Source organism: Fimbriimonadaceae bacterium, from assembly GCA_019638795.1.
Taxonomy (GTDB): Bacteria; Armatimonadota; Fimbriimonadia; order Fimbriimonadales; family Fimbriimonadaceae; genus JAHBTB01.
In genome coordinates this window covers 23,485-43,464 of sequence record JAHBTB010000001.1, presented here as the reverse complement: position 1 = coordinate 43,464, position 19,980 = coordinate 23,485, and the positions used below count along the sequence as shown (strand labels likewise).

Annotated in this window: 22 protein-coding genes and 2 tRNA genes; 14 read left to right on the top strand and 10 right to left on the bottom strand. The window is 63.0% G+C overall.

What is annotated here, in order from left to right; genetic code table 11:
• Positions 1–10 precede the first annotated feature (10 nt).
• Complete coding sequence (gene carB / locus KF857_00235; protein ID MBX3110407.1) at positions 11–1,681, top strand: carbamoyl-phosphate synthase large subunit; 1,671 nt, start codon at positions 11–13, stop codon at positions 1,679–1,681.
• Between the two features lie 63 nt (positions 1,682–1,744).
• On the opposite strand, the gene KF857_00230 is transcribed toward carB, so the two are convergent.
• The 4 genes from KF857_00230 to KF857_00215 form a co-directional block, all read right to left on the bottom strand.
• Entirely contained in the window at positions 1,745–2,383 is a 639-nt protein-coding gene (locus KF857_00230; protein MBX3110406.1) for a hypothetical protein, read from the bottom strand.
• Between the two features lie 182 nt (positions 2,384–2,565).
• Positions 2,566–3,093: a transcription termination/antitermination factor NusG gene (gene nusG / locus KF857_00225; GenBank protein ID MBX3110405.1), complete on the bottom strand. Its 528-nt coding sequence runs from the start codon at positions 3,091–3,093 to the stop codon at positions 2,566–2,568.
• A 10-nt stretch (positions 3,094–3,103) separates the two neighbouring features.
• Positions 3,104–3,340 (bottom strand): preprotein translocase subunit SecE, encoded by a 237-nt coding sequence (secE, locus tag KF857_00220; protein MBX3110404.1) that lies wholly within the window; start codon positions 3,338–3,340, stop codon positions 3,104–3,106.
• A gap of 122 nt (positions 3,341–3,462) precedes the next feature.
• Positions 3,463–3,960 (bottom strand): transcription elongation factor GreA, encoded by a 498-nt coding sequence (locus tag KF857_00215; protein MBX3110403.1) that lies wholly within the window; start codon positions 3,958–3,960, stop codon positions 3,463–3,465.
• 181 nt (positions 3,961–4,141) lie between these two features.
• On the opposite strand from KF857_00215, the gene KF857_00210 reads away from it, so the two are divergent.
• The 8 genes from KF857_00210 (at position 4,142) to KF857_00175 (ending at position 9,992) form a co-directional block, all read left to right on the top strand.
• On the top strand, positions 4,142–4,855 hold the full coding sequence (locus KF857_00210; GenBank protein ID MBX3110402.1) for a hypothetical protein: 714 nt from the start codon (positions 4,142–4,144) through the stop codon (positions 4,853–4,855).
• An 88-nt stretch (positions 4,856–4,943) separates the two neighbouring features.
• Positions 4,944–6,023 (top strand): PilT/PilU family type 4a pilus ATPase, encoded by a 1,080-nt coding sequence (locus tag KF857_00205; GenBank protein ID MBX3110401.1) that lies wholly within the window; start codon positions 4,944–4,946, stop codon positions 6,021–6,023.
• 12 nt (positions 6,024–6,035) lie between these two features.
• Positions 6,036–7,130: a type IV pilus twitching motility protein PilT gene (locus KF857_00200; GenBank protein MBX3110400.1), complete on the top strand. Its 1,095-nt coding sequence runs from the start codon at positions 6,036–6,038 to the stop codon at positions 7,128–7,130.
• A complete protein-coding gene (locus KF857_00195) occupies positions 7,120–8,292 on the top strand; it encodes a type IV pilus twitching motility protein PilT (GenBank protein MBX3110399.1) in 1,173 nt (390 codons plus the stop codon). The genes KF857_00200 and KF857_00195 overlap by 11 nt, the downstream gene beginning before the upstream one ends.
• Positions 8,285–9,379, top strand: a complete 1,095-nt coding sequence (locus tag KF857_00190; GenBank protein ID MBX3110398.1) for a homoserine O-acetyltransferase — start codon at positions 8,285–8,287, stop codon at positions 9,377–9,379. The genes KF857_00195 and KF857_00190 overlap by 8 nt, the downstream gene beginning before the upstream one ends.
• Positions 9,380–9,448: 69 nt before the next feature.
• A tRNA-Asp gene (locus KF857_00185) sits at positions 9,449–9,524 on the top strand.
• 4 nt (positions 9,525–9,528) lie between these two features.
• Positions 9,529–9,604: transfer RNA gene (locus KF857_00180), tRNA-Phe, on the top strand.
• Between the two features lie 121 nt (positions 9,605–9,725).
• The gene (locus tag KF857_00175; protein ID MBX3110397.1) at positions 9,726–9,992 is read left to right on the top strand and encodes a hypothetical protein; all 267 of its coding nucleotides are present in this window, start codon (positions 9,726–9,728) and stop codon (positions 9,990–9,992) included.
• 75 nt (positions 9,993–10,067) lie between these two features.
• On the opposite strand, the gene KF857_00170 is transcribed toward KF857_00175, so the two are convergent.
• Positions 10,068–11,279: a pyridoxal phosphate-dependent aminotransferase gene (locus KF857_00170; protein ID MBX3110396.1), complete on the bottom strand. Its 1,212-nt coding sequence runs from the start codon at positions 11,277–11,279 to the stop codon at positions 10,068–10,070.
• Positions 11,280–11,336: 57 nt separating this feature from the next.
• Positions 11,337–12,410: a hypothetical protein gene (locus KF857_00165; GenBank protein MBX3110395.1), complete on the bottom strand. Its 1,074-nt coding sequence runs from the start codon at positions 12,408–12,410 to the stop codon at positions 11,337–11,339.
• A gap of 160 nt (positions 12,411–12,570) precedes the next feature.
• On the opposite strand from KF857_00165, the gene KF857_00160 reads away from it, so the two are divergent.
• Positions 12,571–13,179 carry a PEP-CTERM sorting domain-containing protein gene (locus KF857_00160; GenBank protein MBX3110394.1) on the top strand — a complete coding sequence of 203 codons (609 nt, stop codon included), beginning with the start codon at positions 12,571–12,573 and terminating at the stop codon, positions 13,177–13,179.
• Positions 13,180–13,248: 69 nt separating this feature from the next.
• Here the strand turns inward: KF857_00160 and KF857_00155 are convergent, their stop codons facing one another.
• Complete coding sequence (locus tag KF857_00155) at positions 13,249–14,328, bottom strand: SPFH domain-containing protein (GenBank protein ID MBX3110393.1); 1,080 nt, start codon at positions 14,326–14,328, stop codon at positions 13,249–13,251.
• Positions 14,329–14,504: 176 nt separating this feature from the next.
• Between KF857_00155 and KF857_00150 the strand changes: the two genes are divergently transcribed.
• Complete coding sequence (locus tag KF857_00150) at positions 14,505–15,452, top strand: threo-3-hydroxy-L-aspartate ammonia-lyase (protein MBX3110392.1); 948 nt, start codon at positions 14,505–14,507, stop codon at positions 15,450–15,452.
• Positions 15,453–15,462: 10 nt separating this feature from the next.
• Here the strand turns inward: KF857_00150 and KF857_00145 are convergent, their stop codons facing one another.
• The gene (locus KF857_00145; protein ID MBX3110391.1) at positions 15,463–15,960 is read right to left on the bottom strand and encodes a GNAT family N-acetyltransferase; all 498 of its coding nucleotides are present in this window, start codon (positions 15,958–15,960) and stop codon (positions 15,463–15,465) included.
• Positions 15,961–16,165: 205 nt separating this feature from the next.
• Here KF857_00145 and KF857_00140 point away from each other — a divergent pair, with 205 nt between their 5' ends.
• Entirely contained in the window at positions 16,166–16,837 is a 672-nt protein-coding gene (locus KF857_00140) for a PEP-CTERM sorting domain-containing protein (protein ID MBX3110390.1), read from the top strand.
• Positions 16,838–17,034: 197 nt separating this feature from the next.
• Positions 17,035–17,700: a PEP-CTERM sorting domain-containing protein gene (locus KF857_00135; GenBank protein MBX3110389.1), complete on the top strand. Its 666-nt coding sequence runs from the start codon at positions 17,035–17,037 to the stop codon at positions 17,698–17,700.
• A gap of 94 nt (positions 17,701–17,794) precedes the next feature.
• Here the strand turns inward: KF857_00135 and KF857_00130 are convergent, their stop codons facing one another.
• Positions 17,795–18,418, bottom strand: coding sequence for a PEP-CTERM sorting domain-containing protein (locus KF857_00130; GenBank protein MBX3110388.1), 624 nt, complete (start codon positions 18,416–18,418; stop codon positions 17,795–17,797).
• A 135-nt stretch (positions 18,419–18,553) separates the two neighbouring features.
• Positions 18,554–19,186, bottom strand: coding sequence for a PEP-CTERM sorting domain-containing protein (locus tag KF857_00125; GenBank protein ID MBX3110387.1), 633 nt, complete (start codon positions 19,184–19,186; stop codon positions 18,554–18,556).
• 122 nt (positions 19,187–19,308) lie between these two features.
• Between KF857_00125 and KF857_00120 the strand changes: the two genes are divergently transcribed.
• Positions 19,309–19,980: a DUF1080 domain-containing protein gene (locus KF857_00120; GenBank protein MBX3110386.1), complete on the top strand. Its 672-nt coding sequence runs from the start codon at positions 19,309–19,311 to the stop codon at positions 19,978–19,980.

The window sequence follows — 19,980 nt, the reverse complement described above, 5'->3', positions numbered from 1 at the left end:
ACCTTGGAACATGCGGACCATCCTTGTCATCGGCAGCGGTCCGATCATCATCGGCCAAGCCGCCGAATTTGACTACGCGGGCACCCAGGCCTGCAAGAGCCTGCGAGAAGAAGGGTATCGCGTGGTGCTGGTCAACAGCAACCCGGCCACGATCATGACCGACGAGGAGACGGCCGACGCGGTCTACATCGAGCCGCTCACCGTCGAGTTTCTGGAACGGGTCATCGCCAGGGAGAAGCCCTACGGCCTCTTGCCGACTTTGGGCGGGCAGACGGGTCTGAACCTGGCCTCCCAACTTGACGCGGCCGGCATCATCGAGAAGTACGGGGTCAAGCTCCTTGGCACCCAGCTGGAGGCGATCCGGAAGGCCGAGGACAGGGAACTCTTTCGGGCCTTGATGCGCGAGATCCGCGAGCCGGTGCCCGAGAGTTGGATCGTCGAGAGTGAAGCCGACCTCGAAGCGATCCTCGACGTCGTCCCCTACCCCTGCATCATCCGACCTGCCTACACGCTGGGGGGGACGGGCGGCGGGATCGCCAACAACCGCGACGAACTGTGGGAGACCGGGCGCAAGGGCCTCAAACTGTCCATGCGCTCCCAACTTATGGTGGAGCGCAGTCTGCTCGGCTGGAAGGAGGTCGAGTACGAGGTGATGCGCGACGGCAAAGGCAACTGCATCACGGTCTGCAACATGGAGAACCTCGACCCGATGGGGGTCCACACAGGTGACTCCATCGTCGTGGCCCCGTCCCAGACCCTCAGCGACATCGAGTACCACATGCTCCGGACGGCGTCGCTGAAGATCATCAGCGCCCTCAAGATCGAAGGCGGGTGCAACGTGCAGTTGGCGGTGAACCCGGACAGCTTCGACTATTACGTCATCGAGGTCAACCCCCGTGTCTCGCGCTCTTCGGCGCTGGCGTCGAAGGCCACCGGCTATCCCATCGCCCGGGTCGCCGCCAAGATCGCGACGGGCAAGACGCTTGACGAGATCGACAACGCGGTCACCAAGACGACGAAGGCGTGCTTTGAGCCGGCCTTGGACTACTGTGTCGTGAAGGTGCCGCGCTGGCCCTTCGACAAGTTCGGCGGAGGCGACCGGCGGCTCTCGACGCAGATGAAGGCCACCGGCGAGGTCATGGCGATCGACCGCACCTTTGAGGCGGCCTTGCTCAAGGCGGTGCGGGGGCTCGAAGTGAAGGCTAAGGACTTGCGTCACGCGAACTTCGCGCCCGAGGTCTGCGACGACGCTGCGCTACGCCACGCCCTGTCCCACCCGACTGACGAGCGGCTCTGGGCTTTGGCCGAGGCTTTGCGCCGGGGGTGGAGCCTCGACGAGGTTTACGCCCACAGCCGCGTCGACCGTTGGTTCTTGCGCAAGATCCTCGGCGTCGTCGTGGTCACCGAGAGTCTCCGCTTGGCCGCCAACGGCCGGAAGCGGAAGGACGAGACGGCCGCCGACGTCGTCCGCGCGGTCGCCTTGGGCGTCCCTGCGGCCACGGTCCGCGAGTTGTTGGGGCCCCTGGCCGTCGAACATGAGCAGACCATCGCCGAAGCTTCCGGCGGAAGTGTCTACAAGATGGTCGACACCTGCGCCGGCGAGTTCGAGTCGGCGACACCGTACTACTACAGTGCGATGGAGTCCGAAGACGACCAAGTCTTGATGCTTGAGAACGCTTAAGTCACAAAGCAATCGCCGCCCCGACTTCTCGGGGTGGCGACTCGTTCGGCGGCGTGGCCTTGACTACTCTTTGCCGATCTTGGCGGCGTACTCCTGCCGCAACCTCTCGCTCTTGGCCTTGGCCTTGGCCTTGCGCCGGCGGATTCCCCAGGGGAGCTTGGTGTGGTCGGTGGTGTAGTGACCGATCATGAGGTCGTAGACCGGGAGGACGACGTTGAAGTTCAAGTCGTCGATCATGTGGTGGGCGTAGTGCCGCTTGTCAAACCAGTCAAAAAGGTTCTTGGTGGGTGGATACCGGTGATACCAGCGCGGCGTGCCGTCCGACTTCGGGAAGTGCATATGCCAGTGCAGGAACTCGTACATCACGTAGTACGCGGTGAGGGTGATGGGGAAGGTGAGGGCCACGGGGCCGAGCCACAGCCAAAGGGCGATGGTCACCGGTGACGTGAAGAGCATCGTCGCGGGCCACATGAGGGGGCCCAGGCTGATGGGGTTCTCGTGGTGGTCGGGGACTTTGTGGTAGTCGTCTTCCCGGTACTCAGGATGGTGCTGCAGGGCGTGCTTGTCAAACGCCTCGTACAGCCGCCCTCCCATCAACTTCCGCTGCGGAGTGTGAAGGATGAACTGGTGGAACAGGCCCTCGATCAGACTTCCAAAAACGACGCCGAAAAGGGCGATGGCCAGTACGGTTATCCAAAACACTCTGTTGGTTCCTTCCTTGGGGGTTGATCCTACCTGTGCGGTAGACGCCCCCAATGACAAGACTAGGTACGCCGGCGAGGGCGGTTTCGCCTCAAACGAGGGTCAAATGCCTTTTTCATGCACAAAATTCGTTAGATTGAAAAAGGCAAGCCCCCTTGGCCGGGGCCAAGGGGGCGGCAGGGTCAGTCCTTCTGGACTTGATTGAACTCCAACTCGACAGGCGTGTCGCGGCCGAAGATAGAGATCATCGCCTTGAGCTTTTCCTTTTCGGAATTGACTTCTTCCACGCGGCCCGTGTAGTCGAGGAACGGGCCGTCGATGACACGGATGATGTCGCCCTTGTCGAAGGCCACCTTGGGGACTTCCTTTGACCTTTCCAGGTTGTGGAGGATACGGCTGACCTCATAGTCCTCCATCGGCACCGGCTTGTTGCCGCTGCTGACAAACCCGGTCACCCCGGACGTGCCCTTGACGAGTTTGAACGTCTCGTCGTTCAAATTCATCTGGACGAGGATGTAGCCGGGGAAGACCTTGCGCTCGCGGGTCACGCGCTTGCCGGCGCGGTTGGCGGCCTCCTGTTCGGTCGGGATCAAGATGTCAAAGAGGTCGAAGTTCCAAAAGCCTTCGACCTGGGCCCGACGGGTCAGCAAATCGCGGACTTTGTTTTCGTGCCCAGAAATGGTGTGGACGGCGTACCAGGATCGTGCCATGGCGTCAGCTTCACTTGCCCCCGGTGATCAGCAACTTGATCAGGATCTCGATGGCGTACGAGAAGACGGTGAGCATGATCGTGACGAGGGCGCAGACGCCCAGCACGATCCAGGTCAACCGGCCGCCTTCCTTGGGAGTCGGCCAAGTGACATGCTTCATCTCCAGCTTGACGTCCCGGAAGAACCCGCGGAGACCCTTCTTTGATGACGGCAACGGCAGGCTGCCTACTTTTTTGCTTTCGTCCATGGTTAGTTCACGGAAGATCGTCCCAAGGGGACAAACACTTTTTTCCGCTCCGTGCCTTTGGGGGGATGTCCGAGGATACCACCGGACGACAAGAAATCAAGTGCCCTTGTGGGCCCTGACGGTCACTTCTTGATGGCGTCGATCTTGTATTTGATCAGGCCTGCCGGCGCTTCGAAGGAAACCGTTTCGCCGGGCTTGGCGCCGGTAAGGGCCTGGCCCATCGGCGACTCTTCGGAGATCAGGTCGAGGTCGGCGTTCGCCTCGACGCTGGCGACGATGCGGACGTCGAAGCTAAAGCCGCGCTCGTCGTCGGTCACGGTGACAAGTGACCCCAACCCGACCTGGTCGGTGGAGATGTCGTCGTCGCTGAGCACGGCGGCACCAGAAAGGATCGTCTTCAGCTCGGAGATCCGCGACTCGACGATCGCCTGTTCGACCTTGACCTCGTCCAGCTCGTTGTTGTCTTCGCTGAACTCGCCGTGGTCTTTGCTCTCGCGGATGCGCTCGGCGATCTCGGCGCGTTTGACGATGGTCAGGCGTTGAAGCTCGGCCTTCAGCCTGTCCATGCCTTCCTGCGTCAGCAGGACTGGTTCTGACTGTTCAATTTCGAGCTCGTCCATGTCACTTTGCCTTGGTCGGCAGACCATGCCCTCACGCGAGGGATTGGGCATTATAACTCCGGGTCTAGCGGAACCCAGGACTCTTCCGGGGAGAGACGCCACTTCTGGACAGAAAGTTTCGGGTTGCTTGGTGGATATCCCCAGGGTCGTCCGTCCGGTCTACTGGTATCTTGAGGCACCTATGCGTCGGCGTTTCGCGGCTGTCGCCAGCCTTCTGTGCGCCATAACGTTTGCCCAGTCGGGCGAGACGGTCGACCCGCGCACGGTGGCCCCCGACGTCTTTATCACCGTCCACAAGCATTCCAGCGGGGCGGACATCGTCGAGGTGCGGATGATGAAGAAGGGCTATCCGCTCGACGTCCTGCAAAAGCAGTGCGAGGCGGTCGGCAAGGAGACGGGGAGCGACGTCCGTGGGCTGTACGTATACGCCTCCTGGCTCGGCGGCCCGGCCGACAACACGGCCAGTTCGGCCCAGTTCGGTTGCAACCACCTGATTGAAAGGGAAGAAGGCGAACTCAACATCGAGGCGCTGGTCAAGTCCTTCATTGGTGGGCCTGCGGAGTACGCGGTGAAGTCCTTCCTGATCGTCTTTGACGGGGAGAAGCCGACGAACCGGACGGTCCGGTCGGTGCGCAAGGGAACGGTAAGGGTCGAGGCTGCCGAGATGGGCGGTGAACCGGGCATCGAGTACCGCGTTGTCTCGCTGACCCAAGACCCGGCCCAAGTGAGCGTCCCCCGCAACGTGCCGCACAAGGAACCGTTCGCCTCGGCCACGCCACCACCTTCGAAAGGGCTGCACCCGGCGGTCGTGCCTCTGCTGGGGATCGGTGTCGCCGGAGCCGGGGTGTTGGTGTATCTGGGGCTGAGGAAAGACAAGTCTCCAGGGAGTCGCTGAAGCAGGCCGTGGAGACCAGGGGCGTTGGTATACTCGCGACGCTCCCCGGGCGACGCGGAGCCGCGCTAGAGCGCGACAAGGCCGCACCATGCAAGACGCTTCCTCGATCGACATCCGAGACCTGATCACTGTGGGCTATGAAAACACGGCCTCCGACGTGATGATCAAGGCGCACAACAAGCCCAAGATGAAGCAACACAGCTTCGTCCGGGACTTGCCCGGCGACTGGCCGGTCCTTGAACCCGAGGACGTGAAGAGACTCCTTTATTCGGTCATGACCGACAGGCAGCGCCGTCACTTTGAGGACCATAACGAGATGGACTTGGCCTTCGTTCTGGAAGGCAAATGCCGTATTCGTACGAACGTGTACAGCCAACGGGGCTCGATGGCCGCGGTCATGCGGATCGTGCCGACGAAGATCAAGAACTTGGAGGAGCTGGGCCTCCCGCCGAGCCTTGCCGAAATCACCAAGAACCGGCAGGGACTCGCCTTGGTGACTGGTCCGACCGGATCGGGCAAGACGACCACGCTCAGCGCCCTGATCGACATCATCAACGAGGAGCGCCGGTGCCACATCGTCACCATCGAAGACCCCCTCGAGGTCGAGCACCAGGACAAGAACAGCTACGTCAGCCAGCGCGAAGTCGGCATCGACACGACGGACTTCTATCCGGCGATGCGCGCCGTCGTCCGCGAAGCTCCCGACGTCATCCTCATCGGTGAGATGCGCGACACGACGACCATGAACGTCGCCCTGCAGGCCGGTGAGACGGGGCACCTCGTTTTCTCCACCGTCCACACGTCCAGCGCTTACGAGACCTTGGACCGCGTCGTCAACATGTTCCCGCCCCACGAAAAGGTCCACCTGTGCCAGCGCCTGGCCAACTCGTTGCGGGCGATCGTCGCCCAAAAGCTGGTCCCGCGGGCCGACGGCCAGGGCCGCGTCGTCGTCGCCGAGATCCTCATCTGCACCCCGACGGTGAGCAAGGCGATTGAAGACGGCCACTTCGGCGACCTCTACCACCTGATGAACGAAGGTGGATTCTGGGGCATGCAGACGATGAACCAGGGATTGGCCCGCTATGTGAAGGCGGGGATCATCAGCGAGGAGACCGCCCTGAACTACGCGGGCATCGTCTCGGAGTTGAAGCAGATGCTTCGCAGATAGGGTGACCACGACATGGCCTACTTACTCGACGAACTGCTGAAGGAGGTCGTCCGGCTCGACGCCAGCGACCTGCACATCAAGGCAGGCAACGCGCCGATGATGCGTGTCCGGGGAGACCTGAAACGCATCGACGGACCACCGATGAGCGAGGAGGAAAGCCAGGCGATGCTCCTCGCCGTCCTCAACGAGGAACGGCGGGAAAGGCTCTATTCGTTCAAGGAAGTCGACCTGTCGCACGCGGTGCCGGGCTTGGCCCGGTTCCGCGTGAACATGTACTGGCAACGGGGCAAGATCGGCGCGGTCTTCCGCTTGATCCCGTACCGCATCCGTACCGTCGACGAACTGGGCTTGCCCGAAGTCACCAAGTCCATCGCGATGGCGCCCCGTGGCCTTGTCCTCGTCACCGGCCCGACCGGTTCTGGCAAGTCGACGTCGCTTGCGGCGATGATCAACCACATCAACGAGAACAGCCGCAAGCACATCATCACGATCGAAGACCCCATCGAGTACGTCCACCAGGACAAGCAGAGCATCATCAACCAACGGGAGTTGGGCACCGACACCCACACCTTCACCGACGCCCTGCGCCACGTCATGCGGCAGAACCCCGACGTGATCTTGGTGGGTGAGATGCGCGACCTGGAGACGATCCAACTCGCGATCACCGCCGCGGAGACGGGGCACTTGGTCTTCTCGACCCTGCACACCGTCGACGCGGCGCAGACCATCGACCGCATCGTCGACGTCTTCGACCCCGACCAGCAGGCGCAGATCCGCACCCAGCTTGGCGTGACCTTGCTCGCCATCGTGAGCCAGACCTTGCTCCCGACCCGGGAAGGCGACGGCCGGGTGGCGGCCTTCGAGGTGATGGTGGCCACGCCGTCGATCCGCACACTGCTCCGCGAGGGCAAGACCCACCAGATGTACATGGACATCCAGACCGGCCACGAGCACGGGATGCAGACCTTGGACGGTTGCTTGCTCCAACTCCTGCGCGACAAGGTCATCGACTACGAGCACGCCCTGTCCAAGAGCTCCAACACGAGCGAGTTCCACCGCCGCGCCCTGAAGGACGGCCTCATCGAGGAGACGACCCTTGCACATTGAAGACCTCTTGCGTCGGTGCGTCCAGATGGACGGGTCCGACCTCCACATCAAGACCGACACCGGCAAGGTTTATGTCCGTGTCTATGGCGACCTGGTCCTGTTGGAGGACGTCCCTGCGTTCACCGACGCCGAGTTCCGCACGGCGATCAAGGGCCTGCTTCGCCCCGACCAGGTCGCCAAGTTCGACCGCGACATGGAGCTGGACTTCGCCCACGAGATCGTCGGCGTGTCGCGGTTCCGCGGGAACCTCTTCCAGCAGCGCAACCATGCCCAGGCCGTCTTCCGCGTGATCCCCTACGAGATCCGCAATATGGAGGAGCTTCACCTGCCCGAGGCGTGCTACGACTTCATTGAGCGGCCTCGCGGCCTGGTCCTGGTGACCGGCCCGGCCGGGTCGGGCAAATCGACGACCTTGGCCGCGATGATCGACCGGATCAACCGCAAGCAGCACTGTCACATCGTCACGGTCGAGGACCCGGTCGAGTTTGTCCACGACGACCACGTCGCCCTGATCAACCAGCGCGAACTGGACTTCGACACCCTGAGCTTCGCCAACGCCCTCAAGTACGTGCTCCGCCAGGACCCCGACGTCATCTTGGTGGGTGAGATGCGTGACCTGGAGACGATCCACTTGGCCATCACCGCGGCGGAGACCGGGCACCTGGTTTTTGCGACCTTGCACACCGTCGACGCCCTCCAGACCGTCGACCGCATCGTCGACGTCTTCCCCCAACACCAACAGCAGCAGATCCGCATGCAGCTTTCGGTCAACTTGCTGGGCGTCATCAGCCAGACCTTGCTCAAGCGGAAAGACGGCCGCGGCCGCATCGCCACCTTTGAGGTGCTCTATGCCACCCACGCCGTCCGCAACCTGATCCGGGAGAACAAGACCTATCAGATCGGCTCGATCATCCAAACGGGATCGAAGCAAAAGATGCACACGTTGGACCAGTACATGGCCAAATTGGTCGAGGGCGGGCTTGTCGATGTCGAGGAAGCCAAACGGAAAGCCAAGGACCCCGGAGAGTTCATGCGCATCCTCGACACTGGTGCCAAGGCGCCTGCGACCGGCAACCCGCCGGCCGGCCCTGACGGCAACCCTCCTCCTCCGTCAGCCGGGGTGAAGGGCCAGCCGTGGCGTCAGCAGATCAAGCGTGAGTAGCGGATTGCACGAGGTCGACCACGCCCTCTTTCAGGACAACGACCGCCAGGCGCCGGTGGAGTCCGGACGCCAAACGGTGGACGTCGGGTCCCTGACCTGCGCAAGCGGCGCGGTGGTTCCCGCGGTGACCGTCGCCTACGAGACCTGGGGCACTTTGAACGCCGCCCAGGACAACGCGGTGCTGGTCTGTCACGCCTTGACCGGGGACAGCCACGTCGTGGGGTGGTGGGACCGCATCGTCGGCCCCGGGAAGGCGGTCGACACCGACAAGTACTTCGTCATCGGCACCAACGTGCTCGGCGGTTGCCAGGGCACGACGGGGCCGGCGTCCGAGCTTGACGGCCGGCCCTATGGCTCCCGGTTTCCCTTTGTCACCGTCGGCGACATGGTGGAGGTCCAGCGGCGTCTGCTCGACCGGCTGGGTGTCCCGGGCCTTGCGCTGGCGTGCGGAGGCAGCATGGGCGGCATGCAGGCCTTGGAATGGAGCATAAGGTTTCCCGGTTTTGTCCGAAAGGTCTGGGGGACGGGCACATGCCGGGCCCATAACGCCATGCAAATCGGCTTTAACGAGACGGGCCGCCAGGCGATCATGCGCGACCCCAAGTGGCGGGACGGCGACTACCCGGCCGACGACCCGCCGACCCAGGGCCTCGCCGTGGCCCGCATGGTGGGGCACCTCAGTTACCTGAGTGAAGCGGCGTTCGAGAAGAAGTTTGGGAGGAACCTCCAAGACAAGGAGGCATACGACTTTTCCTACAGCCCAGAGTTTGCCGTGGAGAGCTACCTGAGTTACCAGGGGGACAAGTTCACCCGACGGTTTGACGCCAACAGCTACTTGGTCGTGACGCGGGCGATCGACTACTTCGACCTCAAGACCTTGGCGGGTTCGACCACGGAATACCTGTTCACCAGCTTCACGAGCGACTGGATTTATCCCACGCACCAGAGCGCCGAACTCCATGCCATGGCCCAGGCGGCGGGGTGCCGGTCCCGGCACGTCGAGATCGACGCGCCCATGGGACATGACGCCTTTTTGCTGGACGATGTTGGTCAGACCGAGGCGGTCCGAGCTTTTCTCGCCGAATGACGGGGTCGCGGGGGCCCAGTCCTCACGTTTTTTTGGGGCGATCCATGGAATAATCTGCCTCTGCAACGCGGGGGTGTAGCTCAGTGGTTAGAGCGCCGGCCTGTCACGCCGGAGGTCGCGGGTTCAAGTCCCGTCATCCTCGCCATAGTGCCGCGGTAGCTCAGTTGGTAGAGCAAAGCACTGAAAATGCTTGGGTCGCCGGTTCGAGTCCGGCCTGCGGCACCACCCTCTTCTCCTTTGGACAGGGGCGGGACGCCACAAGGCCCGGTCTGTTGAACTGAGCGGGGTGTGCCGAGTACCATGTCAGACCGCCTGGAAGCAGGCGTTGACCAGTTAGGAGAAGTCGATGGCCAGGGTTTGTCAAGTCAGCGGTAAGAAAGCCAATCACGCGAAGCATGTTCGCCACCGGCACTCGGCATGGAAGTTCCGTGCCCCGCACAAGAACCGCGTGCAGGACGCCAACCTGCAAAAGGTGACCATCACCACGCCGACGGGCAAGGTCCGCCTGACGGTCGCCACGTCGGTCATGAAGAGCGAGATGTTCGCCCAGGTGCTCTGTGGCCTCAAGCCGGTTCCCAAGGAATGGCTCAAGAAAACCGGCTACGGTGTCTGAAACCGACCACTTTCATGTAAAGAGAGCCCGGTCCTCGACGAGGACCGGGCTCTCTTTTTGTCCGGGTTTGGCGGTTCAGACACCCGCCAGTGACTTGCGGCCGGGGTAGGCGGCCAAGCCTGCTTCGAGGCAGTCCATCGCCTCTTCCATCGCGTCAGTGTTGAGGACATAGGCGATGCGCACCTCGTCCTTTCCGAGGCCCGGCGTGGCATAGAAGCCGGTGGCGGGGGCGAACATGACCGTCTTGCCGTTGTGGTCGAAGGACTCGAGCAGCCACTGGCAGAACTTGTCGCAGTCGTCGATCGGCAGCCGGACCGTCGCATAGAACGCGCCGTCGATCCTCGGGCACAGGGCGCCCGGGATCGCGTTGATCCGCCGGACCACGACGTCACGCCGCTTCTGGTACTCGGTCCGGACCTCTTCGAGGTAGCTGGCCGGGGTGCGGAGTGCGCCGATCACGCCGAGGCACTCCAAGGTCGGCGGGGAGAGCCGGGCCTGGGCGAAGCGCAGGGCGGCGGACATGAGGTCTTTGTTCCGCGAGACGATGAAGCCGACCCGGGCCCCACAGAGTGAATAGCGCTTGCTGACCGAATCGACCATGACGGCGTGCTGCTCGAGCCCTTCGAGTTCCAAGACCGACTTGGGGCGCCCGCCCAGGTAGTTGAACTCCCGGTACACCTCGTCGGCGATGATGAAGATGTCGTGGGCGAGGGCGAGTTTTCTAAGACCCTCCAGTTGGTCGTCCGAGTAAACCGTCCCCGTCGGGTTGTTGGGGTTGCACACGACGACCGCCTTGGTGCGCGGCGTGATCCGCTTGGCGAACTCGTCGACGGAAGGAAGGGCGAACCCGTCCTCGATCCGGGTCGTGATGGGCACGACCTTGACGCCCATCCCCGCGGCGAAGCCGATATAGTTGGCGTACATGGGTTCGGGGACGATGACCTCGCCGCCCGCGTCGCACACGCTGCCGATGGCGAACGACAGAGCCTCGGAGCCGGCGGTGGTGACGATCACCTCGTCGTCTTTGACGTCCAGGCCCATGTCCCGGTAGGCCGCGGCGATTCCTTCGCGCAGGGCGACAGGGCCGGCTGAATGGCTGTACTCCAGCACGGTCAAGTCGGGGCGGCGCACCGCCTCCCAAAACTCGTCCGGGGTGCGGACGTCAGGTTGGCCGATGTTGAGGTGGAATATCTTGACGCCGCGCTTGGCCGCCGCCTCGGCGAACGGAGCCAGCTTGCGGATCGGCGAGGCAGGCATTGCGGCGGCACGTTGCGAGAGACCCGGCATGGTGCCCCTGAGCATACAACATGACGGCGTCGGTGCCCCGACCTGTCTCCGGCATGCCTAGTGGCCCTTGTCCTGCATATACAGGTAGAGGATGCCGCCGAGCACGAGCAGACCGAGGATCACGGCGATGGCGACCTTCCAGGGGCTGACCGGGGCCTCGCCCTGGATTTCGCCCGTTTGGCCGTTGACCAGGTAGTTCCAGGTCTTGCCCCGGTACCGGTATGCACCGCTCCATATGGGAAGCAGAACGTGCTTGAACGTCGTGTCCAGGTAGTCGGTGTCCTTGCTGTTGATTTGCTGGCGGTCGCCCCCGATGTCAGACCGGATGGCTTGGTCGATCCCCGGTTGCATCATTTCGCAGGCGGTTGTGAAGCCGTCCTGGAGCCCCTTGTCGTAGCGCACCGCCTGAAAGCCGGAGAGGTACTCGTTCGCATAGGTGATGAGCCCGCCGAGCTGCCAGGTGTGCATGGCCTGGGCGTACCGGGGCGGGAGACGCCCGCTGGCAAGGACGAGGACGTCGTCGAACGGTACTTCGACGGTGCCTGCCGCCGGCCACCAGTCGGTCTCGACGCGCGTCCGCGTCTGGGTCTCACCATCGGAGTCGGTGTAGGTCTCGGTCACGTAGCGGTCGATCCCGCGCATGCCGGTGTACGCCGTGACGGTATGGCTGTCGAAGGTCCAGAACGGGACGTAGACGCCGGTCAAGCCACCTTCGACCATGGCGAGCTTCTTGAGGTCGTTAGGAGCCCAAAACCGGCTCCCGATCCATTGGCGGTACTTGTCGCGGGCGAGCTTTTTATCGACCGCGAACGGAAGCAGGGCGCGGGGCTGGATCTGTCCCGACTGGTGGGGCGGCAAAACGATGTTGCCGCTACAGAAGGGACAGGCCCCGGCGGCTTGGTTGGGCGGTAGGCTGAAGGTCGCCGCGCAAGATTGGCAGACGACTTCTTGGAGATTGGGGTTGGGGGCGATGTCCGCGTGGACCCATTGCTCGTAGGGAAGCTCGACGACGCCTGAAGTCGAAACGACCAGTGCTTGGACGAAGCCGCAATAGGGGCACTTGAGCGAGGTCGTGCCGGGCGCGAATTCCAGTTGGGCGCCGCATTGGGCGCAAGGGAACCGCTCAGCCATCTCTCTCCCTTCTTACCCGCTCGGGGACCGGCTGGTTACGGTAGACCCGCCTTCCCCGACAAATCTACGGGTTTTTAGGCACCCCATGGTTACACGGGGAGAGCGGATGGGTCATGCTTAGGGTGTCGCAGAATCTGTTGATTTTGCTGGAGTGATCCTTATGTTGAAGAGAACATTGTCCCTCGTAGTGCTTGCCGCCGTCGCATCGGCCAGCTTCGCTGGTGTCAACCTGATCGAGAACGGCACGCTGGACGCAAACTCCCCCCACTGGAACCGGCCCTTCGCTGATGGGAGCGGGTTGAGCAGCGTCGGTGTCGACAACCTTTACGCTACCCACGCGTTTCACGTCACCGCGACCGGTACCTACACGGCCGAAATGGGCAACCCCAACACGTCGTCGAACACGATCGACACGTTTATGTTCATCTATGAGGCCCCGTTTGACGCGAACGACGCGTTGACAAACTACGTGGCGGGTAACGACGACAACTCGGCGGCGTTCGTCGTCCTGCCGGACGCTGATTATCAGACCGGTGGACTGCTGCGGTCCTCGCTCAGCACGACCCTCACCGCCGGTGTCAACTACGTCCTCGTCGCGACGACGTTTGACGTGTACGACGCTGCCGACGTGAGGACCTGGGGTGACTATTCGATCGGCGTCGGCGGTGGCCCGGGCGACGTCATTTCCGACAGCGCGGTGCCGGAGCCGGCCACGATGGCCGTCCTAGGCCTTGGCGCGTTGGCCCTCAAGCGCCGCCGCAAAGCCTGAGTCCGTTTGAGGACAAGGAAGCCCCGCCACTCCAGTGGCGGGGCTTCTTCGTTTGTCCCGGGAGTCCCTTTAGGACGAAGGAGGCATCGGCGGCGGTACCGCCGCGAAGAGGGCTTGCAACTCCCCGACCGTCTCGGCCGCCTGCCACTGGGCCATGCCTTGGCTCCATACGAGCGAGGAGGGCGTCAGCTGTCCCGACGCGACCATGCCGCGCAAGGCGTCAATGCCGAACGGGCCCTGCTGGGCACCGTTGACGGCCACGTGGAACTGCTTCTGGGCAGGTACCGGCGGTGGGGCCGACTGGGCGTTTTGAATGACTTGGCCGGCGATCTGGCCAGCGGCCAGTTGGGCGCCCAGACCGCCCATCCCGCCCGGGTTCTCCGCACCCTTCACCATGGCTTCGGCGGCCTGGAACTGCATGAACTTGTTCATGTCGCCGACCGCGCCCATCTTGCTGCGGGTGTCGATGGCCTGCTCGACCTCGGGTGGCACGGAGACGTTCTCGACAAGGAGGTTCAGCAGTTCGATACCCATCTCGGCCATCGTCGGCTGGACCTTGGTGAGCAGGCTCGACCCGATTTCTTCGTACCTGGAGTACAGGTCGAGGACCGGCAGGTTGGCGTCAGCGATGGCTTTGGCAAAGGCGCTCACGACGTTGTTGCGGCATTGCTCGCTGATCTGGTCGGTGGTGAACTCCCAGTTTGTGCCGACCACCTCGCTCAGGAACTTCTTGGCGTCCACAATGCGCATCGCGTAAGTTCCGAAGGCGCGGACGCGCACCATACCAAAGTCGGCGTCGCGCATCATGATCGGGTTCATCGTCCCCCATTTGAGGTCGTTGAACCGCTTGGTGTTGATGAAGTAGACCTCAGCTTTGAACGGGCTGTTGAACCCGTACTTCCAGCCCTTCAGCGTGCTGAGGAGGGGCATGTTCTGCGTTTCCAACGTGTACATGCCGGGCGTGAAGACGTCGGCGTACTTGCCTTCGTCGACAAAGACGGCCACCTGAGACTCACGCACGGTGAGTTGGGCGCCGTACTTGATCTCGTTGTTATGCCGCTCGAAGCGGTAGACCATCGTGTCGGTGGAGTCGTCAGTCCACTCGATGATGTCGACAAACTCGCCTTTGATCTTGTCCCACAGACTCATTACTTCAGTCGTCTCCTGACACTGCAGTATACGAGGTGGGGCGACGGCGGGTTTTGCGGGCCTAACCGATGTGATGGAGGCCGACGGTGGCGATCCCGGCGAGCACGGCGACGACGACGGCGAGGTGGTCCCAAATCATCTTGCCCATTGTCTTGATGTCGGCATACTGAGAACCCATGGTCAGTCTTGCCGACGTCGAAGCGGCGCGAGGGCGGCTCCGTGGCGTCGCCCACGTGACGCCTGTCGTCACCTCCCGCACTCTGGACGCACGGGCGGGGGCTTCGGTCTTTTGCAAGATGGAATGCTTCCAGCGTGGAGGATCATTTAAGTTCCGTGGGGCCTACAACGCCCTGTCGCAACTGGGCGAGGAGCAACGGCGGAAGGGTGTCCTGACCTACAGCAGTGGGAACCATGCCGCGGCGCTGGCGCTGGCCGGCTCGCTCCTGGGTTGTCCGGTGACGGTGGTCATGCCCCATGACGCCCCGGCGGTGAAGAAGTCGGCTACCGAAGGTTACGGAGGCGAAGTCGTGCTCTACGACCGGGCCGAGCAGTCCCGCGAAGAGTTGGGCAGGCGGCTTTCCGAGGAACGCGGGTTGACGCTGATACCACCCTACGACCATCCGCACATCGTCGCGGGCGCGGGCACGACCGCACTGGAACTCCTCGAGTCCTGTCCCGACCTAGACTTGGTCGTCGTCCCGTGCGGAGGCGGCGGGCTTATGGGCGGATGCTCGCTGACAGCCAAGGCCTTGCGGCCCGGAACCCAAGTCTTTGGAGTCGAACCCGAAAATGGAGACGACGCGGCGCGGTCGCTGGCGGCGGGATCGATCCAGAGGGTCGACAACCCACAGACGATCGCCGACGGCGCACGCACACCGAGCCTCAGCGAACTGACTTTTGGTCTGGCGAGGCGTCACGTGGACGGCATTGTCACGGTCTCGGACGAGGAACTCGTCCAGGCGACCAAGTTCGCGTGGGAGCGGCTGAAGTGCGTCGTGGAGCCGACGGGGGCGCTGGGACTGGCCGCGGTGATGTTCGGCAAGGTTCCGGCGGCCGGTAAGCGGACCGGGGTCGTGGTCAGCGGCGGCAACGCCGACGTCGTCGCATTGGCGCGGCTGTTCTGAGACCGACGGTTCAGCTAAAGGAAAAGCAGCCTTCGCAGACGTCTCCCGGGTTGTCGTCGGCCAGCTCGGCGGCCTCGATCCGGACCCCGCCGTTGCGCAGATAGAAGCCGGCGACCGGGTTGTCGGGGTGGAAGTAACAAAAGAACGGGGTCAAGCCCCCCTCGGTGAGGTGTCGCCGGGCCGCTTCAAACATGGCCTGGCCGATCCCGAGGCCCTGGACTTCCTTGAGCAGATAGATGGAGTGGAGTTGGCCCGGATGCCCGGGTTGGTTCTTTCGGGCCGGGCCGGCGTGGACAAAGCCGACGACCCGCCCGTCCCGTTCGGCGACAAGGACCCAGTCACCCGCGCCGACGGCCCGGGCCCATGCCCCGGAACGGGACTCCGCGGTGTGCCGGTCGATCTCCTCGTCGGGGACCCAGCCGCGGTAGGTCTCGTCCCAGCATTGGATATGGATACGGCCCAACTCGGGGACGTCGGTCAGCTTCGCGGGTCGCAGAGCCCAGGGCATGCGGTAAGGATAGCCGACGTCTTTGGCGGGGGCGCTCCGGGCTCGGGGGCCGCGCTTGGCCCTTTCTCATACTGGAGCGTTACATGTAACGCCAACCTAATCCTTTCTTGCCAGAGTTTGTACCAGGTTGGCAAATCAAGTGCGGTCAAAGGGAAATTTGCGAGTATGTTATGGTGAACCAGAAATCTGGCTTTGCGGAGAGGACATGAACCGATTGACTTTACTGGCGGCCCTGGTCGCCCTTGCATGCGCGTCCCAAGCGACAATTTTGACGTTTGGTGACCTGACGGACACTGCCGGCGCCCCCCTGGGCAACTACGGCCCGATCGACACCGCCTACGGCGACAATGTGACAGCGACGTCCGACGCGGTCGGGTCGTATGGCATGGGCACCGGCTGGACGCCCAACGTCACCACATCGTATGAGACCTTGGACGGGGCACTCCTCCACTATTCCGACCAACTCCTGCACTGGGATCTTAACTACGGGGACCTGGAGCACATTGCGTTCGCCGAGGTCGGCAATGGTACCGCCCGCGTCATCTTGACGGCAGATGCCGGCTGGAGTGTGCGGTTGGAGAGCTTCGACCTCGCCGGCTGGCCCAACGCAGACCATGCCTTGTCATTTCTTCGGGTCCTAGACGGGAGCTACAACACGGTTTGGGATTCCGGTGCCACGGTCGCCCATGGGGCAGGGCCGACGCACGACCACTACGCCCCCGACATCGTCGGCCAGACTCTCATCATCGAGTGGGGTCAGAACTGGAACATTGGGATCGACAACATCAGCTTCTCCCAGACTGACGCGGTACCGGAGCCGGCGACGATGGCCGTGCTCGGCCTCGGGGCCTTGGCCCTCAAGCGCCGCCGCCGCTGACTTTGGAAGACCATACCCCGCGGCCCGTCCGACGACAATGTCGGTCGGGCCGTTTTCAATTGAGGGGGGTGAGCCAAGTTTGGACGTCGAAGACGTTGCCCGAAAAAGTGCAGTGTCAACTGCATTCCTTACATCATCCCCCGCAAAAGATCGAGTATCGTTTGGCAGAGCCGCCTCTGTGGCCTTGAGGAGAGGACATGAATCGATTACCTCTGTTGGCGTTTTTGGCCGCACTTGCTTGCACATCCCAAGCGACCATCTTGACATTCAGTGATTTGACTGACGGTGCAGGGTCACCCCTTGGTGATGCCGCCGCGATCGACACGGCCTACGGTGACAACGTGACGGCGACGTCCGACGCAGTCGGCTCGTACGGTATGGGTAGCGGCTGGACGCCAAACGTCGTCACGTCGTACGCCAGTCTGGACTCGGGCCTCGGCCAAGTCTCCGACCAATTGGTCCACTGGGGTGCGGACTACGGCGACCTGAACCACGTGGCGTACGGTTCGGCCGGGATCGGGCGTGTCATCCTGACCGCAGACGCCGGGTGGGCGGTCCGGCTGGAGAGCTTCGACATGGCTGGCTGGCCCGTTGCCGACCAACCCTTGACGTTCCTGCGTGTACGCGACGGGGGCGACAACATCGTGTGGGATTCTGGTGCCACCGTCGCCCACGGGGCTGGCCCCACCCACGACCATTACAGCCCTGATCTGGTAGGGCAGACCCTGAAGATCGAGTGGGGGACCAACGTCAACGCGGGGATCGACAACATCAGCTTCTCCCAGACTGACGCGGTACCGGAGCCGGCGACGATGGCCGTCCTCGGCCTCGGGGTGCTCGCGCTCAAGCGCCGTCGCCGCTGAACAGGAAAGTCGTCAGACCGGTAGAACCCAGCAAGCGTGAAGGCCCCGCCGACGTAGTCGGCGGGGCCGGGTTCATGGGGACTAAGGGTTTGCCTTAGGCCTTCTTGTTGCGGCGGCGGAGCAGGCCGGCGGCACCCAGGGCGAGGACGGACATGCTGGCCGGCTCGGGCACAGGGCCGATCATGCTCTGGTTCTTGTCTTGGATGTGGACGGCGTCCAGAAAGTAGGCCGCGTCGTTGCTGCCGATGTTGGCCAGGTAGAAGTTGGCCTTGGTCATGATGCCGGCCGCGGTCCCGTTGTCCTTGAAGTTGCCGCTCGAGAAATCGACGGCCCCATTGTCGACGACGGCTTCCCAGATCGCCATCTGCAGGCCGGCGCCCTCGTCAGCGGTCGTGACGCCACCGGCGAAGCTGTTGTACAGCTTGGCGGCGAGGGTCATGCCGGCGTTGCCCATGGTGGGGATCAACGTCGGGTTGACTTGGTAGTCGCTCCCCGGGGAGACGGTGTGGTCGAGGTCCACGCAGAACATCCGGAAGTCCGGGCCGGCGCCGAGATGGCCGGTCTGCGGGCCAGCGCTGAAGTCCTTGTTGTTGCCGTTGTAGTTGACGTGGACGGTGGAGTGGAGACCGCCTTCCAGGCCGTTGACGTGGAGGTTGATCGAGGCGAAGCTCAGAGAAGAGCAAGCGGCGAGAGTGGCGAGGGTAGTGATCCTATTCATGGCACTATGCCCGTTGGAAGAGCAATTGTGGTGCCGCGTTGACCGCTCAAGGGCAATACTGGTAAGGTTAGCGAACGGTCAGGCCCACAAACTAGAAAGGTCCCCGGGTGACCCCGGGGACCTTCGGTGCAAGGCTCAGGCTTTCTTGTTGCGGCGGCGGAGCAGGCCGGCGGCACCCAGGGCGAGGACGGACATGCTCGCCGGCTCGGGCACGGGGCCGATCATGTCCTGGTTCTGGCCGTCCCGGTGGTTGACCGACTTCAGCCAGTAGCCTTCGTCGCTGACGCCGGTCATGTCGGTGGCAAGGAACGTGTCGGCGAGGTTGCGGATCGCGGCGGTCGTGCCGTTGTCCTTGAAGTTGCCGTGGGCGAGGTCGCCATTACCGTCGACCATGACTTCCCAGATCGCCATCTGGAGCGCGGCGCCCTTGGTGGCGTTGTCGACAGTGCTGTCGAACTTGTTATAGAGTTGCATCGCCCAGTGATGGCGGTCGGACAGCGAAAGACCCGGAATGAACTGAGGGTCGACTTCGTAGTTGTCCGGCGGCGACACGGTGTGGTCCAGGTCGACGCAGTACATGCGGAAGGTCGCTCCGCCGTCCAGGTTTCCGGAGAACGGTCCGGCACCCCAAGACTTGGAGTTGCCAAAGTATTTGACGTCGATGCCGGCGTGCTGACCGCTGATCTGACCGTCGACATGCAGAGTCAACGAGGCGAAGCTCAGGGCCGAGGCGAACGAAAGAGTGACAAGGGAAAGGGCTTTTTTCATGGGCTCTCGGACGTCAAGAAACGGCAAAGGCCATGCCAGGTGGAAAGGCCGCGTCTTGAACCGGGAAGCTGGCTAGCTGGAAGTATTTCGAGGGGCACCTAGGATTGAGTTAGAATCCGCGTATGTTCACCTGGATAGCGACTCTCGCCTTGCTGGGACCGTCGGTCCCCACGGCCCAAGGCGCACCCGTCGAGCTCTTCAATGGGAAGGACCTCACAGGCTGGACGATGGACGTCCCAGCCTTGGACAACGACCCCAACGGCAAGGTGCCCTTTATCGTGCGCGACGGCAAACTGGTCAGCCTTGGCACACCGGGCGGCCATCTCTTGACGACCAAGGAGTACCGCGACTACAAACTGACGGTGGTGTATCGCTTCACCGGCAGGCCGGGGAACTGCGGGGTCCTCGTCCACGCGTCGAAGCTCCGGAGGCTCAGCGGCATGTTCCCCCAGTCGATGGAGTGCCAGATGCAGAGTGGCGACGCCGGTGACTTTTGGTGCATCGGCGAGGACATTGTCGTGCCGAACATGGAGATACGCCGTGGCCCCAGAGAAAAATGGGGGGTAGACGGCGACAAGAACCGCCGTATCGTGAATCTGACGGACAACAGCGAGAAACCGCTCGGCGAGTGGAACACGATGGTGATCAGGTGTAAGGGAAGGGACATCACCATCTGGGTCAACGGTGACCTGGTGAACGACGGCCATGATTGCACCGCCGACCACGGCAAAATCGCGCTCCAGGCGGAGGGCACCGAGGTCGAGTTCAAGTCCGTGACACTGGAGAACCTCTGA